The sequence below is a fragment of the Streptomyces tropicalis genome, assembly GCF_029269835.1.
GTDB lineage: Bacteria > Actinomycetota > Actinomycetes > Streptomycetales > Streptomycetaceae > Streptomyces > Streptomyces tropicalis.
Genome location: NZ_JARJBB010000015.1, coordinates 1 through 14,723, shown reverse-complemented (window position 1 = coordinate 14,723; position 14,723 = coordinate 1). Strand labels below are relative to the sequence as shown.

The 14,723-nt window shown below is 73.9% G+C and carries 13 protein-coding genes and 1 pseudogene; 5 read left to right on the top strand and 9 right to left on the bottom strand.

Annotation, left to right across the window (positions count from 1 at the left end; all coding sequences use genetic code 11):
• Positions 1-88: 88 nt before the first annotated feature.
• Together P3H78_RS24325 and P3H78_RS24320 are read left to right on the top strand one after the other, a co-directional pair.
• Positions 89-2,176, top strand: a complete 2,088-nt coding sequence (locus P3H78_RS24325) for a SpoIIE family protein phosphatase (RefSeq protein ID WP_276111279.1) — start codon at positions 89-91, stop codon at positions 2,174-2,176.
• A 36-nt stretch (positions 2,177-2,212) separates the two neighbouring features.
• Positions 2,213-3,076 (top strand): Fpg/Nei family DNA glycosylase, encoded by an 864-nt coding sequence (locus tag P3H78_RS24320; protein WP_276111278.1) that lies wholly within the window; start codon positions 2,213-2,215, stop codon positions 3,074-3,076.
• A 34-nt stretch (positions 3,077-3,110) separates the two neighbouring features.
• Here P3H78_RS24320 and P3H78_RS24315 read toward each other — a convergent pair whose 3' ends face one another.
• From P3H78_RS24315 to P3H78_RS24305, 3 genes are all read right to left on the bottom strand, one after another.
• Positions 3,111-3,764: a zf-HC2 domain-containing protein gene (locus P3H78_RS24315; protein WP_276111277.1), complete on the bottom strand. Its 654-nt coding sequence runs from the start codon at positions 3,762-3,764 to the stop codon at positions 3,111-3,113.
• A gap of 198 nt (positions 3,765-3,962) precedes the next feature.
• Positions 3,963-4,472, bottom strand: a complete 510-nt coding sequence (locus tag P3H78_RS24310; RefSeq protein ID WP_276111276.1) for a hypothetical protein — start codon at positions 4,470-4,472, stop codon at positions 3,963-3,965.
• Between the two features lie 144 nt (positions 4,473-4,616).
• On the bottom strand, positions 4,617-5,162 hold the full coding sequence (locus P3H78_RS24305; RefSeq protein ID WP_276111275.1) for a sigma-70 family RNA polymerase sigma factor: 546 nt from the start codon (positions 5,160-5,162) through the stop codon (positions 4,617-4,619).
• Positions 5,163-5,374: 212 nt separating this feature from the next.
• Here P3H78_RS24305 and P3H78_RS24300 point away from each other — a divergent pair, with 212 nt between their 5' ends.
• On the top strand, positions 5,375-5,626 hold the full coding sequence (locus P3H78_RS24300) for a hypothetical protein (RefSeq protein WP_276111274.1): 252 nt from the start codon (positions 5,375-5,377) through the stop codon (positions 5,624-5,626).
• Here the strand turns inward: P3H78_RS24300 and P3H78_RS24295 are convergent.
• Positions 5,623-7,032, bottom strand: a complete 1,410-nt coding sequence (locus P3H78_RS24295) for an amino acid permease (RefSeq protein WP_276111273.1) — start codon at positions 7,030-7,032, stop codon at positions 5,623-5,625. The genes P3H78_RS24300 and P3H78_RS24295 overlap by 4 nt on opposite strands.
• Before the next feature lie 129 nt (positions 7,033-7,161).
• A complete protein-coding gene (locus P3H78_RS24290) occupies positions 7,162-7,623 on the bottom strand; it encodes a universal stress protein (RefSeq protein WP_276111272.1) in 462 nt (153 codons plus the stop codon).
• A 112-nt stretch (positions 7,624-7,735) separates the two neighbouring features.
• Here P3H78_RS24290 and lysX point away from each other — a divergent pair, with 112 nt between their 5' ends.
• Together lysX and P3H78_RS24280 are read left to right on the top strand one after the other, a co-directional pair.
• Positions 7,736-11,011, top strand: coding sequence for a bifunctional lysylphosphatidylglycerol synthetase/lysine--tRNA ligase LysX (gene lysX, locus P3H78_RS24285; protein ID WP_276111271.1), 3,276 nt, complete (start codon positions 7,736-7,738; stop codon positions 11,009-11,011).
• Positions 11,012-11,232: 221 nt separating this feature from the next.
• On the top strand, positions 11,233-12,084 hold the full coding sequence (locus tag P3H78_RS24280) for a polysaccharide deacetylase family protein (protein ID WP_276111270.1): 852 nt from the start codon (positions 11,233-11,235) through the stop codon (positions 12,082-12,084).
• A 29-nt stretch (positions 12,085-12,113) separates the two neighbouring features.
• Here P3H78_RS24280 and P3H78_RS24275 read toward each other — a convergent pair whose 3' ends face one another.
• From P3H78_RS24275 to P3H78_RS24260, 4 genes and pseudogenes are all read right to left on the bottom strand, one after another.
• Positions 12,114-12,785: a class F sortase gene (locus P3H78_RS24275; RefSeq protein ID WP_276111269.1), complete on the bottom strand. Its 672-nt coding sequence runs from the start codon at positions 12,783-12,785 to the stop codon at positions 12,114-12,116.
• Positions 12,786-12,949: 164 nt separating this feature from the next.
• Positions 12,950-13,492, bottom strand: coding sequence for a hypothetical protein (locus P3H78_RS24270; protein WP_276111268.1), 543 nt, complete (start codon positions 13,490-13,492; stop codon positions 12,950-12,952).
• 232 nt (positions 13,493-13,724) lie between these two features.
• Positions 13,725-14,489, bottom strand: a complete 765-nt coding sequence (locus P3H78_RS24265; protein WP_276111267.1) for a bestrophin-like domain — start codon at positions 14,487-14,489, stop codon at positions 13,725-13,727.
• A 16-nt stretch (positions 14,490-14,505) separates the two neighbouring features.
• Positions 14,506-14,723, bottom strand: a pseudogene (locus P3H78_RS24260) (hypothetical protein); the annotation flags it as partial.

Below are 14,723 nucleotides of genomic sequence, written 5' to 3'. Positions count from 1 at the left end.
GCCCGGGGCCCGTCCGCACCCGCCGGGGGCGTTCCGCGGCCCGCCGGAAGAACTCGAAGAATCCAGCAAACCCTGGCAAGGTGGCTCCATGGCTGAACAGGGAGCGCACGCCCTGTCACTCCCGGACGACCGGCCCGCCCTGCCGGAGCAGATCCTCGCCCTCAACCACATGGGCAGCTTCGACTGGGACCTGGACACCGGTCAGTTCCGCATGGACGCCGAGGCGCACCGGATCTTCGACCTCCTGCCCGGCGAGTTCGACGGCCGCCCCGAGAACCTCGCGGACCGCGTCCCGCGTGCCGAGGGCCACCGCCTGGACACCGAGGTGTCCCGGGCGATGAAGGACGGCCGGGACAACTACGGCGCCTACTTCCGCATCCGCCGCCGCGACGGCACCCTGCGCTGGGCCCACACCCAGGGCTTCATCCGGCGCGACGGGACCGGCCGCCCCCGCCGCATCCTCGGCATCGTCCGGGATGCCACGGACGAGCTCAGCGACAGCACCGCCGTGCCGGAGCGGGTCAGGCGGGCCGCGGCCCGGCGCGACCAGACCAACGTGGTGGAGACCGCCACCGCCGCCCTGGCACACGCCCGCACCGTCCAGGACGTCATCGACGTCGTCAAGGACACCCGCGGCCTGGCGCTGCTCGGCTCCACCAGCCTGGTCCTCGGCCTGGTCGAGGCGGGCCGCATCCGGCTGGTCGCCGAGGGCCCCGCCGGCAGCTTCGTGCCCGGCACCCTGATCACCCGGATCGACGAGCCGTACCCGATGAGCGAGGCGGTGCGGACCCGCAGCCCCTGTTTCATCGAGTCCCCGCAGGACTTCGCGGAGCGCTTTCCCATCCTGTGGCCGCACATCACGGGCCTGAACATCACCTCAGCGGCCTACCTCCCGCTGATCGCGCAGGCCCGCCCCATCGGCGCGATGGGCCTGCTCTACAACGACCGCCGGGGCTTCTCCCAGGACGAGCGCAACGTCCTGGTCGCCCTGGGCAGCAGCATCGCGCAGAGCCTCCAGCGGGCCAGGTTCTACGAGCAGGAGAAGGACCTCGCGCAGGGCCTGCAGCAGGCCATGCTGCCGCGCACCATCCCCAGCGTGCCCGGCGCCGACGTGGCCGTGCGCTACCGCTCCGGTTACGCGGGCGGCTCCCTCGGCCGCGACATCGGCGGCGACTGGTACGACCTGATCCCGCTGCCCGGCGGCCGGGTGGGCGCCGTCATCGGCGACGTCCAGGGACACGACACGCACGCCGCCGCAGTCATGGGCCAGCTGCGCATCGTGCTGCGGGCCTACGCCGCCGAGGGCCACACCCCGGCCACCGTGATGGCCCGCGCCTCCGTCTTCCTGCACGAACTCGACACCGACCGCTTCGCGACCTGCCTGTACGCGGAGGCCGACCTGTCCACCGGGGTGGTCCAGGTGGTGCGGGCCGGGCACATCGACCCGCTGCTGCGCCGCAACGACGGCGGCTGCCGCCGCGTCCCCGTCGACGGCGGCCTCCCGCTGGGCCTGTCCGCCGAGTTCGGCAGCCTGGAGTACCCGGTGTCGTCCCTGGAGCTCGACCCCGGGCAGACCCTGGTGCTGTGCACCGACGGCCTGGTGGAGAAGCCCGGGGCCGACCTCGACGACGGCGTGCAGTCCCTCACGGAGCTCGTCGCCGCGGGCCCGGAGGACGTGCGCGAGCTGGCCGACCGGCTCATCGACGTGGCCGAGGAGCGCGGCGGGGACGACGACGTGGCGCTGCTGGTGCTGCGCCGCCGGGGCCTCACCGAGCGGCAGCCCGTCAGCCGCCTCCAACGGCACGTGGCCCCCGGCGACCCCGAGGCACTGAGCGAGGCCCGGCACATGATCCGCTCCGCGGTCCGGTCCTGGGGCGCCCGGGAGCGGTCCGACGAGATCGAGCTGGTGGCCGACGAGCTGATCACCAACGCCCTGATGCACACCGAGGGCGCGGCCGTGGTCACCCTGCGGGTCCTCACCGGCACCGACCGGCGGCTGCGGGTGGAGGTCGAGGACTCCTCCAGCGCCCTTCCGCGCCGCCGGGAGGCGGGCGAGGCCGGGGTCTCCGGCCGCGGCCTGATGCTCGTCGACCGGCTCGCCGACGTGTGGGGCGTGGAGGCGCGCGGCGGCGGCAAGTGCATGTGGTGCGAGTTCGTGATGCCGGACCGCGACTGACGGGGCGGTGCGGGTGCCGGGTGGCACTCTGGACGTATGCCGGAACTGCCCGAGGTCGAAGCGCTCAGGGACTTCCTCGCCGACCACCTGCTCGGCCACGAGCTGGTGCGGGTGCTGCCCGCCGCCGTCAGCGTCCTGAAGACCTACGATCCGCCCGTCACCGCCCTGGAGGGCCGGGCCGTCACCGGGGTGCGCCGGTACGGCAAGTTCCTCGACCTGGAGACGGCGGACGGGCCGCACCTGGTCGTGCATCTGGCCCGCGCCGGCTGGCTGCAGTGGCGGGACCGCCTGCCCGACGGCCCGCCGCGCCCCGGCAAGGGCCCGCTGGCCCTCCGGGTGGCCCTGGAGACGGGCGCCGGCTTCGACCTCACCGAGGCCGGCACGCAGAAGCGGCTCGCGGTCCACGTGGTGCGGGATCCGCAGGAGGTGCCCGGGATCGCCCGCCTCGGCCCGGACCCGCTCGCCGGCGACTTCGACGAGACACGGCTGGCCGGGCTCCTCGCGGGGGAGCGGCGCCGGATCAAGGGCGCGCTGCGCGACCAGAGCCTGATCGCGGGGGTGGGCAACGCCTACAGCGACGAGATCCTGCACGCGGCGCGGATGTCCCCGTTCAAACCGGCCGGGTCCCTCACCGCCGAGGAGACCGCGCGGCTGTACACGGCCCTGCGTACCACCCTGGCCGAGGCCGTGGAGCGGTCCCGGGGTCTGGCCGCCGGGCGGCTGAAGGCGGAGAAGAAGAGCGGTCTGCGGGTGCACGGCCGGGCGGGGGAGCCCTGCCCGGTGTGCGGCGACACCGTCCGCGAGGTGTCCTTCAGCGACTCCTCGCTCCAGTACTGCCCGACCTGCCAGACCGGCGGCAGGCCGCTGGCCGACCGCCGGATGTCCCGGCTGCTGAAGTAGGCGCGGCCCGGCGGGTGCCGTCGCACCGGCCGGGTCAGGGGGGATCGAGGGTGACCAGGTCCTGCCCGTCGGCGGTGCGCACCTCGAAGCGGGCGATCTGCGCGGGGTGCATCGCCGTGCCGCCGGCCATGGTGTGCGCCCGGCCGTCGTGCGGGGGCACGGCCCAGCTGGTCACCGTCTGCTCGGAACCGTCGCGGCCCACCACGACCAGCCGGCAGGAGCGGGGTCCGGCCCCGTCCTTGACCTGGACCTCCACCTGGCTGCCCCAGTCCGCGTCCGCGGCCCGGACCTGGGCCCACACCCCGGTGCGGGAGTCGGTCGCCGCGACCTCGACCGGGCCGCCGGTCCCGTGTCCGGCCGCGAGGGTGAGGGCGGGCCCGGCCACGGCGAGCACCACTGCCGCGGCGACGGCGTAGAGGTGGCGCCGGCGTCCGGCCCGGTGGCGCCGCGCCACCTCGCCGACCAGCCGGTCCAGCAGCCGGGGGCCGGGCCGGGTCATGGGGTGCACGAGGCGGGGCGTCGCACGGCGGTACAGCATCAGCTGCCGCGCGGTGGGCCCGAACTCGGTCACGTGCGCCGCGCAGCGGGGGCACTCCATGAGGTGGTCCTCGAAGCGGAAGGCGTCCGCCTCGTCCAGCACGCCGAGCGTGTACGCGCCGACGTCGCGATGCCTTTCCTGGGACCTCATGCCGAATCCTCGTGCCGATGGGTGCGGGTGGGGTTACTCCGTGCACCCACCCGTACGCACCGGACCGCCGAATCACTCAAGCCCCGGATCACGGAATGGCAACCAAGATGTTCGGAGCGGTACGGCCCGCGGATTGGTCCCCGTCCCATCGCGTCCGGAAATCGCCGGACCCCTCCGGAGAGGGCCTCGGGGCGGAGGCTAGAAGAGGTGGATGGCGAGGTGTCCGAGGGGCAGGCCGAGCCGCCAGGCCGCCGTCCAGACCTTCGGTCCCTCGTCCTCGCCGGCGAGCCCCGCGCCACCGGGCACCGCGTCCAGGTCGGGCGCGAGCAGCTCGGTCTCCTCCAGCCAGCGCCAGGCCGACTCCGCCAGGGCCAGGTCCGGCGAGGGCGTGCCGCAGGCGCGTGCCTCGGCGGCCAGCTCGGCCATGCGCTCACCCACCCAGTCCTGCCAGGGCTGGTCGTACGCCGTCAGCGACATCCAGTGCTCCAGCTGGGAGATCACCCGGATGCCGGAGAGCTCGCCCTCGTCGTCGGAGAGGAAGATGGTCAGCGCCAGGGCGTCCCTCCCGGCCCGGAACTCGAAGGACGTCGGGGGCATCAGATCGCCGGTGCGCAGCAGTTCGTCGGCGATGTACTCGGCGTACAGCCACGCCATGGGGACGGCGAGTTCACCGCTGCCGTCCGTGCTCTCCTGACCTCTGTGCAGCATCCTTTGCCTGCCTTCCTCCGGTGCGTGCGCGTCGCCCGACCCCGGGTCCTCGGGACCCCGTCCGGAACACGGATGAGGACAGCCGATTACCCAACCGGGGTACTCAGCAAGGCGCTTTACGGAGGCTTGACCATCGGGCCCGTTTCACCGCAGGTCGGCCGCGTATCCCGGAAGAATCCTGCGCAGGGCGCGCAATGCGTAGTAAGCGCGGGACTTCACCGTACCCGGCGGGATGCCGAGCGCCTCGGCGGCCTCCGCCACACTCGCCCCCTGGAAGTACACCAGCACCAGGACTTCACGGTGTCCCGGAGTGAGTGTCTTCACAGCCTCGCGCACGTCCAGCGCCGCCGCGGAGCGTTCGGCGTGGTCGGCGATCACCCGCACGTGGTCCAGGTCCGCGTCCGCGACCTCCGGAGGGCGGGCCTGCCGTGCCCGGCGCGCGTCGATGGCGAGCCGGCGCGCCACGGTCAGCAGCCAGGGCCGTACGGAGTCGAACGCGTCGGCGTGCAGCGCCTCGGGGTGCTGCCAGGCGCGGACGAGCGTCTCCTGGAGCAGGTCCTCGGCCCGCTGGCGGTCGCCGTCGCACAGCCGGAGCAGCAGGGCGAACAGCGTTCGGCCGTGCTCGCGTTGCAGTGCGGCGAGCTCGTGCTCGGCGGTCGTCCGGCGCGACAGGGCGGTTCCGGCCGTCATGTCGGTCATGGCACCGCAGGGCGCACGGCGGGGACAGGGCCAGGGCGGGGCCGTGCGGCGGACGGTCGATCCCGTCGGTGAACGGTACGACGAACGGTCGCCGCAGCCCCCGGAATGCACCGGACGGGCTAACGGAAGGGCCCGGACCGTTTGCGGTGGCGGACATCTTCGTACTCATTTGTCTGTCCATACGACCGCGTTGGGATGAACTGATGATCGCACGCAGACACCGAGTGTCCCTGATCGTGACGGCCCTCCTCACCGCGGCCGCCGCCTGCCAGAACCACCAGCGGGAGCTGCACGGCGCCCCGCACGGCGGCCCCGCTCCGCTCCCGGCGGCCTCCTTCACGCACGCCGCCGCCGGCCACGGCATCCACCCCTCCGTCTCCGGGCACGCCCTCGCCGGCGCCGCCCGCACCCCGGGCGACCCCGCCCGGTCACCGGGCGGCGCCCCGCCCGGCTAGCGCTTCGCCAGCTCCGAACGCCGGTAGGAGTAGCCGAAGTAGATCGCGCACCCGATCAGGAACCACACCACGAACCGCACCCAGGTCTGCCACTGGAGGAAGGTGATCAGCCAGATGGAGAAGACGATCCCCAGCGCCGGCACGAACGGCATCCACGGCGTGCGGAAGCCGCGCGGCAGCTCCGGGTGCCGGTAGCGCAGCACGATCACCGCCGCGCACACCACCACGAACGCCAGCAGGATGCCGATGTTGGTCAGCTCCGCCACCTCCGCGATCGGCAGCAGGCCGGCGATGGCCGCCGACGCCGCCCCGACCAGCCAGGTCACCCGGGTCGGCACGTGCCGCGTGGGGTGCGTCTTCGCGAACCACTTGGGCAGCAGCCCGTCCCGGGACATCGCGAACCACACCCGGGTCACGCCCAGCATGAAGGTGAACATCACGGTGAGGATGCCGATGATGGCGCCCACCGCGATGACGTCCGCCAGCCCGCTCAGGCCGACCGCCTTGAACGCCGAGGAGAAACCGCTCTCCTTGTCGATGTCCTTGTAGTTCTGCATGCCCGTCAGTACCAGGCACGCCGCCACGTACAGCACCATCGCGATGATCAGCGAGAGCACGATCGCCTTCGGCATGTGCTTCTGCGCGTCCCGCGACTCCTCGGCCGCCGTCGACATCGCGTCGTAGCCGAAGACCGCGAAGAAGACCGTGGCCGCGCCGGTGAACGCCCCGCTGACGCCGAACGGGAAGAACGGGTGGTAGTTCCCCGTGTCGATGTGGAAGATGCCGACGCCGATCACCAGCAGCACCACCAGCACCTTCAGCGCCACGATGAACGTCTCGAAGCGGGCCGCGCTGCGCATGCCGAGGTTCAGCAGCCAGGCGATCAGCAGGCACAGCGCCGCCGCGAACAGGTCGATGCGGTGGCCCGGCCCGGTGCCCGGCGCCCCCAGCATCCAGGCGGGCAGATGGGCGCCCATGTCCTCGATGAGGAAGCTGAAGTAGCCGGAGATGCCGATGGCGACCACCGCCACGATCGCGGTGTACTCCAGGAGCAGGTCCCAGCCGATGAACCAGCCCGCGAACTCGCCGAGCACGGCGTAGCCGTAGGTGTAGGCGGAGCCGGCCTTCGGGATCAGGCCGGCGAACTCGGCGTAGGAGAGCGCCGCCGCCGCGCTGGCGACACCGGCGATCAGGAAGGAGAGCAGTACCGCCGGGCCCGCCGTGCCGTTGGCGACCGTGCCGGCGAGGGTGAAGATGCCCGCGCCGATGATGCCGCCCACGCCGATCGCGGTCAGGTGCACCAGGCCGAGTGAACGTTCCAGCTGTTCGTCCTCGCCCTCCGTCCCCTCGATGTGCTCGATGGGTTTGCGCCGGAGAATGCCTTCACCCATACGGAGCCCGGCCATGCGCCTCACCTCTTCACCGACGGCAAACGGCTGACGGCGGATCATGATGGCCCAGCCGTGCCGGGGAGGGAAGACGCCACGCACGGACCGGTGCGCCGGGAGCGCCCCACGCGCCGCGGAGCGGGGGAGCTACGGCACCACCGTCACCGGCCACCGCCCCGCCTTCACCAGCCGCACCGCGACCGACCCGACGATCCGGTGGCCGGCCTGTTCCGAGGCCCCCACCACCACCGCGTCCGCGGTCAGCTCGTCCGCCGCCGTGACCAGGCCGTTGTACGGGTCGCCCCGGAAGGTGTGGAACTCCCAGCGGACCTCGAATATCCCCCGGAGCCGCTCCGCCGACGCGCGGATCTGCTGCACCAGGTCCTCGGCGATCTCGTCGGTGGTCTCCCCCACCGGCGCCCCGAGCGCCGCGCCCGCCGTCAGCACCGGCTGCACGTACACGACCGCGAGCAGGGCGTGCTGGCGCCGGGCAAGCCCGGCCGCGTAGGCCGCGGCCCGCATCGAGGAGTCCGAGCCGTCCACCCCGACGACGATGACCTTCGGCCCGTCCGTACCCCGCTCGAAGCGGTGCGCGTGCTGTTCCGTCACGCGGGGAGGTTACCGGAGGTCGCGGCGGGAGCCGGAAGCCGGGCGTCCTCGACGGGCGGGGCGGCCGGGACGTTCCTACAGTCGGAACCATGAGCGCCAGCCCGGCACAGCCATGACCGCCGCCGTCGAGGCCCGGCCCCGGGACCCGTCCGGCCCCGCGCGGCCCCCCGGGCACCGCCTCCTGAGCAGGGTGCCCGAGGCGGTCGCGGTGTTCTTCGGCGCCCTCGGCCTGTTGTGCGTGCTGCTGGACCTCGTCCCCCCGCTGCGGGTGCTGCTCCGCCCGGTCGTCCACGTCCTCGAACTGCTCCTCGTCCCGGTCAGCGCCAACCTCGCCTACGCCGCCTTCCTGTTCCTGCTCGCCGCGGCGACCGGCGCCCGCAAGAAGGTCGCCTGGTGGCTGGTCGTCGTCTACCTCGGCCTGGTGATCCTCAGCGACGCCCTCGGCCTGGCCGCGGGCGAGTACGGGGAGTCCCTGCCGTCCCTGGTCGTCTGCATCCTCGCGCTGGTCCTGCTGGTCGCCGCCCGCGACGAGTTCGACGCCGCCTCCCGGCGCGGCGCCGTGTGGCGGGCGCTGGCGGTGCTGGCCGTCGGGCTCGCCGCGGCGATCCTGGCCGGCTGGGGCCTGGTCGCGCTGTTCCCCGGCACCCTCCCCGAGGGCCAGCACCTGGCCTGGGCCGCCGACCGGGTCTGCGGCGGCCTGGTCGACGGACGCGCCTTCTCCGGCCGGCCACCCCGCGCCGTCTCCTTCCTGTGCGGCCTCTTCGGCGCGCTCGCCCTGCTCAACGCCGCCGCCGCGCTGTTCCGCTCGCAGCGCCTGGAGGCCGCCCTGCACGACGACGAGGAGGCCCGCATCCGCGCCCTGCTCGGGGCCTACGGCGAGGAGGACTCCCTCGGCTACTTCGCCACCCGCCGGGACAAGGCCGTCGTCTTCTCGCCCAGCGGCAAGGCCGCCGTCACCTACCGCGTCGAGGCCGGCGTCTGCCTGGCCAGCGGCGACCCGGTCGGCGACCGGGAGGCATGGCCGCACGCCATCGCCGCCTGGCTGGACGTGGCCCGCCGCTACGGCTGGGCCCCCGCCGTGATGGGCGCCTCCGAGGAGGGGGCGAGAGCCTACGCCCGCGCCGGGCTCGGCGCCCTCCAGCTCGGCGACGAGGCCATCGTCCAGGTCGCCGACTTCGACCTGCAGGGCCGCGACATGCGGGTCACCCGGCAGGCCGTGCACCGGGTCCGCCGCACCGGCGCCACCTGCCGCATCCGCCGCCACGCCACGCTCACCGACGAGGAGATGGAGGAGGTGATCGACAAGGCCGACGCGTGGCGCGACACCGAGACCGAACGCGGCTTCTCCATGGCCCTGGACCGCCTCGGCGACCCCGCGGACGGCGACTGCCTGCTGGTGGAGGCCCTCAGCGCCGACGGACGCCTGCTCGCCCTGCTGTCCTTCGTGCCCTGGGGCCGCGACGGCGTCTCCCTGGACCTGATGCGCCGGGACCGCGCCGCACCCAACGGCGTCATGGAGTTCATGGCCGCCGAGCTCTGCGCGGCCGCCCCCAAGCTCGGCGTGCGCCGCATCTCCCTGAACTTCGCCGTCTTCCGCTCCGCCTTCGAGGAGGGCGCCCGCATCGGCGCGGGACCGGTCCTGCGGCTGTGGCGCCGCCTGCTGCTGTTCTTCTCCCGCTGGTGGCAGCTGGAGGCGCTGTACCGGTCCAACGCCAAGTACCACCCCGAGTGGTACCCCCGCTTCATCTGCTACGGCGACACCGCCTCCCTGGCCCGCATCGGCCTCGCCTCGGGCATCGCGGAGGGCTTCGTATCCGTGCCCTCGCTGCGCAAGCTCTGGGGCAAGGGCCACACCCCGCGCGGACCCCGCCCCGCCACCACCGAGGGCCTGCCCCCGCTGGCCGCGCTCGGCCTCGACGAGGCGACGCGGACCGCGTCCGCCGACCCGCTCGCCGGACTCCCCGAGCAGGTCCGCGTCCGCCGCCGCACCCTGGACCGCCTGCGCGACGGGGGCACCGATCCCTACCCCGTCGGCGTCCCGGCCCGCACGCGCTCCCTCGCCGAGGTGCGCCCCGGGGAGCGGGCCACCGTCGCCGGGCGGGTCATGCTGGTGCGCGACTTCGGCGGCATCGTCTTCGTCGTGCTGCGCGACTGGTCCGGCGACCACCAGCTCGCCCTCACCCGCTCCGGCTCCGGCCCCGCCCTGGACCGCTTCACCGCCGACGCCGACATCGGCGACCACATCACCGCCACCGGCCGGGCCGGACTCAGCGACCGGGGCGAACCCACCGTCTTCGTCACCTCCTGGCAGATGCTCGGCAAGTGCCTCCACCCGCTGCCCGACAAGCACCGCGGCCTGACCGACCCCGAGGCCCGGGTCCGCCGCCGCTCCCTCGACCTCGTCACCAGCCCCTCGGCCCGCGCGGTCGTCCGCACCCGCTCGGTGGCCGTCCAGGCACTGCGCCAGGGACTGCTGGACCGCGGCTACCTGGAGGTCGAGACCCCGATGCTCCAGCAGATCCACGGCGGCGCCAACGCCCGTCCCTTCACCACCCACATCAACGCCTACGACCTCGACCTGTACCTGCGCATCGCCCCCGAGCTGTACCTCAAGCGGCTCTGCGTCGGCGGCCTGGAGAGGGTCTTCGAGATGGGCCGCACCTTCCGCAACGAGGGCGTCTCCCACAAGCACAACCCCGAGTTCACCATGCTGGAGGCGTACCAGGCCTACGCCGACTACGACGTGATGCTCGACCTCACCCGCGAGCTGATCCAGGGCGCCGCGTGGGCCGCCCACGGCCGCCCCGTCATCCACCGGGACGGCCGCGAGCACGACATCTCCGGGCGCTGGCCCGTCAAGACCGTCCACGGCGCCCTCTCCGAGGCGCTCGGCGAGGAGATCGACGCCGGCACCGGCCTGCCCGCACTGCACCGCCTCTGCGACCGCGCCGGTGTCCCCTACACCGCCGACGACGGTCCCGGGGACGTCGTGCTGGAGATGTACGAGCGGCTGGTGGAGGAGCGGACCGGACCGCCCACCTTCTACAAGGACTTCCCGACCGAGGTCTCCCCGCTCACCCGGCAGCACCGGACCGACCCGCGCCTCGCCGAACGCTGGGACCTCGTGGCCTTCGGCACCGAACTGGGCACCGCCTACTCCGAACTGACCGACCCCGTCGAGCAGCGCCGGCGTCTGACCACGCAGTCGCTGCTCGCCGCCGGGGGAGACCCGGAGGCGATGGAGCTGGACGAGGACTTCCTGGACGCCCTGGAGTACGCCATGCCGCCCACCGGCGGCCTCGGCCTCGGCGTCGACCGGCTGGTCATGTTCCTCACCGGCCTGACGATCCGTGAGACGCTCCCCTTCCCGCTGGTCCGCCGCCGCTGAGCCGGTCCGCCCGGCCCGCCGTGCGCCGCGGTCCGCCCTCTCGCCCGGTGTCCGTCACGGGACCTCCCGCTCGGTCACGTCCGGCCCGTGCCGTCCGCGGTCCGTCGTGGAGCCGTCCGGGCCGTCCGCCGGCGGCCGCCGCTGGGCCGGGCGGGTGTTTTCCTGCCGCCGCCGCGGTGGCGCACTGGTCCCGGAGGGTCCGGCTGGGCCACTGATGAGTCATGTCAAAGGACCAGTTGTTCACACGGCGGCGGGCCCTCCTCGCGGGGGCCGCCGCGCTCGGGGCGGGTGCCGGGAGCGTGGCCGGTCTGCGCCTCGCCGGCACGTCCGGCGGCACCGGCACGCGGTCGCCCGTGCCCGCCGCGGGACCCCGGGCGCACGGCGCCCCGGAGTCCTCGACCTTCCGTCTCCAGCCGCTGACCGGCGGCGCACCGCCGCACGCCCGGCCCCCGCGCACCCCGGTGCGCACCGCCCCCCTCCTGAGCATGCCCGGCCCCGGCCGCCCGATGGTGCTCACCTTCGACGACGGCCCCGACCCCCGCTACACGCCGCACATCCTGGACACCCTCGCCAAGCACGACATCCGGGCGACGTTCTTCGTGTGCGGCGGGATGGCCGACGCCCACCGGGGCCTGCTGGCCCGGATGGCCGACGAGGGGCACGTCGTCGGCAACCACACCTGGACGCATCCGCTGCTGACCCGCCTGGACCGGGCCGCGATCCGCGCCGAGATCGAGCGCACCAGCGAGGTGATCGAGAAGGCCTACGGCGAGCCGCCCCAGTGGTTCCGCGCCCCCTATGGCGCCTGGAACCGGGCGACCTTTCAGCTCAACGCCGAGCTGGGCATGGAGCCGCTGGCCTGGAGCCTGGACAGCTTCGACTGGACCACTCCCGTCCCCGGCACCGACCGGATCGTCCGCCAGGTCGAGTACGGCGCCGCGCCCGGCGTCGTCCTGCTCTCCCACGACGCCGGGGGCGACCGCTCGCACACCGTCGAGGCGTTGCGCGTCTGGCTGCCGAAGCTGCTGAAGAACGGCTTCCACTTCACCGTGCCGCGTCGGCCCTCGGGCTGATCCCGCCCGCACGGCCGCGAGCCGCTCCCTCAGCGGACCCCGACCAGGCGGGCGAAGACGACCACGTTGCCGTCGTAGCCGTTCTGCTTGGTGTAGCCGCCGCCGCAGGTGATGACCCGCAGCTCCGGCGTGCCCGTCGACCCGTACACGCGGTCGCCCGGGAAGTCGGCCTTCTCGAACACCTCGACCCCGTACGTCTCGAAGACGGCCGTCCGGTCGTCCTGCCGGTGGATCTCGATGCGGCTGCCCTTCTTCAGGGCCCCGAGCCCGTAGAACACGGCGGGGCCCGCGCTGTTGTCCACGTGGCCGACGACGACGGCGGTGCCCTTCTCCCCGGGGGTGACGGCGCCGCTGAACCAGCCCGCCAGGTTCGGGTTCTCCGGCGGGGGCGCGGCGACCCAGCCGTCCGGGTCGGTGCCGACCGGTGCGACGGGCGCGTCGACCTGGATGCCCGGGATCCGGACCCGGTCCGGCGCCGCGTACGGCAGTGCACTCGCCCCCGGGACGGAGAGGCCAGGGGTGCCCTTCGTGTTCGGTGCGGCCGCCGTCGCGGGCTGGGGCGGGCCGACGACGGACTCTCCCGAGCCGTTGCGGACGAGGGCGAGCCCGGTGAGCAGGACGAGCGCGATCGCCCCCCAGGGGGCGCGCTTCCTCGGCTGCCGGCTCTCCTCCTCCGCACCTGCGGGCTCGCGCACGGACATGCGCCTTCCCTTCCTCGATGCGACCGCCGGTGCGGCGACCGCGTCCGGTCCCGGGCTCGGCTCCGGGGGCTCGGGTCCGGACCGTGACGTCCGGGGCCCGCGCACCGGTCTTCACCCCGGACCTCACGGTCCGGGGCGAGGAGCCGCCGGAGGGCACGCCCCGGTCAGGCGGTGCCCTCCCCGGCGGGACGCCGCCGCGTGAAGTAGTACGCGGTGCCGATCGAGCCGACGATCAGGACGGCGCCCGTGCCGATCTCCTTGAGGTCGAAGCCTGCGATGGTGCCGCCCTCGCCGGCGCGCACACCGTGCTGGAAGTGCTCGGGCTTGCCGCCTCCGCCGCGCTCGTCGCCGCCGCCGAAGGAGTTGCCCCCGTCGCCTCCACCGCCGCCGTAGGAGTTTCCGCCGCCCCCGCCTCCGCCGCCGTAGGAGTTTCCGCCGCCCCCGCCTCCGCCGCCGTAGGAGTTTCCGCCGCCCCCGCCTCCGCCGCCGTAGGAGTTTCCGCCGCCCCCGCCTCCGCCGCCGTAGGAGTTTCCGCCTCCGCCGCCACCGGAGCGGCCGCCTCCGCCGCCGTCGTCGCTGCCGCCGCCGTAGGAGTGGGTGGCGACGCCACTGCTGTAGGAGTGGCTGCCGGCCGTCGCGGCGGGGGCGGCGACGGCGAGGGCGCTCGCGCCCAGCATCGCGGCCGAAACGACGCGTATCACGCGCATGATGGATCCTCCGGGTCCCCGAGGAGCAGCAGCGGACCTTTTCCGCCTTGTGCCGGTCTTGCACCTCGATGATCCAAACGCTAGGAAGGTCCGGAGCCGGGCGCGATCCCACTCGGGCGAACGGGGCAACCGTGTGGTCCGCCCAGGGGACGGCGTTCCTGCACCCGGGGGACGGGCCGCCCGCGGGCGAGGGGCCGGCGCCCCCCGGCGCTCCGCGGGCGGTGAGCACCCGTCAGTGCGTGAGGTGCGGGAAAAGGGCGAGGAACGGCTCCGTGGACGCGGACACCCCCCGGCTGTAGGGCGCGTCGAAGTCCCAGATGAGGAAGAGCAGGAAGGCGATCAGCGCGGAGAAGAGGCCGGCCAGGATCAGCTCCCGCGGTGTGCGCCGGATCTGGAGCGCGAACACCATGCCGATGGTGACGACGGCGCCCGAGATCAGTCCGAACCACACCACTCCGGGCATCGTCGCCCCCGTGGAGTCGGCGCGCGCGGCGCGGGCCTGGTCCGCCGCGGTCACCTGGTCCACCAGCGGCTGGTAGGCCTGGGCCTCGAAGTCGGACCCCGGCCGGCGGTCGGTGACGTCGGCGCGGACGCGCTGGAGCAGCCGCTCGCCCTCCGGGGTGACCCGGCCGTGCTGCGCCATCGACTTCCACTCGGTGGTGACGACGTGTCCGACATAGGCGTTGACATCGGCCCTAATGCGGTCACGCACGTCGGGCGGGTAGACCCGGACCCGCTCCGAGATCTCGTGCAGTGCCTGGGCCTCCGCCTGCACGTGGTCCTGGGCGGCGACCCGGGCCTCCCAGACACCGGCGATGGCCAGACCCAGCACGATGGCGTAGACCACGCCGATCCACATCGTCATGTACTCGATGACGTCCGGTGTGTCGTTCGGGTCGTCGTCCTCGGCCGCCGTGCGGTGCCGCACGAAGGTGACGAGGACGACGACGACACAGGCGGCCAGCATCGCGAGGACGAGAACAAGCCATTCCGACAACAGGTTCCTCCAGGGGTCAGCGCGGACGGAGCGCGGCGACGGCGGCCAGCGCGGGAACCGCGACGAGCAGGACGTAGGTGACCGGCGAGGGGCCGTGCTGCGGCGTGTGCCGGTGCGGCGGGGGGTGGTACCGCGGATAGCTCACCGGCGTCGCCGCCGGGTGCGGCCGGGGCTCGGGCGCCGGTTTCGGGGCCGGCGGCGGGGGCGGGGCCGGCCGGGGTGGCGGCGGGGCGG

Coding starts and splice junctions, on each gene's coding strand:
- P3H78_RS24325 (WP_276111279.1), top strand. CDS start 89: ATGGCTGAACAGGGAGCGCACGCCCTGTCACTCCCGGACGACCGGCCC.
- P3H78_RS24320 (WP_276111278.1), top strand. CDS start 2,213: ATGCCGGAACTGCCCGAGGTCGAAGCGCTCAGGGACTTCCTCGCCGAC.
- P3H78_RS24315 (WP_276111277.1), bottom strand. CDS start 3,764: ATGAGGTCCCAGGAAAGGCATCGCGACGTCGGCGCGTACACGCTCGGC.
- P3H78_RS24310 (WP_276111276.1), bottom strand. CDS start 4,472: ATGCTGCACAGAGGTCAGGAGAGCACGGACGGCAGCGGTGAACTCGCC.
- P3H78_RS24305 (WP_276111275.1), bottom strand. CDS start 5,162: ATGACGGCCGGAACCGCCCTGTCGCGCCGGACGACCGCCGAGCACGAG.
- P3H78_RS24300 (WP_276111274.1), top strand. CDS start 5,375: ATGATCGCACGCAGACACCGAGTGTCCCTGATCGTGACGGCCCTCCTC.
- P3H78_RS24295 (WP_276111273.1), bottom strand. CDS start 7,032: ATGGCCGGGCTCCGTATGGGTGAAGGCATTCTCCGGCGCAAACCCATC.
- lysX (WP_276111271.1), top strand. CDS start 7,736: ATGACCGCCGCCGTCGAGGCCCGGCCCCGGGACCCGTCCGGCCCCGCG.
- P3H78_RS24280 (WP_276111270.1), top strand. CDS start 11,233: ATGTCAAAGGACCAGTTGTTCACACGGCGGCGGGCCCTCCTCGCGGGG.
- P3H78_RS24275 (WP_276111269.1), bottom strand. CDS start 12,785: ATGTCCGTGCGCGAGCCCGCAGGTGCGGAGGAGGAGAGCCGGCAGCCG.
- P3H78_RS24270 (WP_276111268.1), bottom strand. CDS start 13,492: ATGCGCGTGATACGCGTCGTTTCGGCCGCGATGCTGGGCGCGAGCGCC.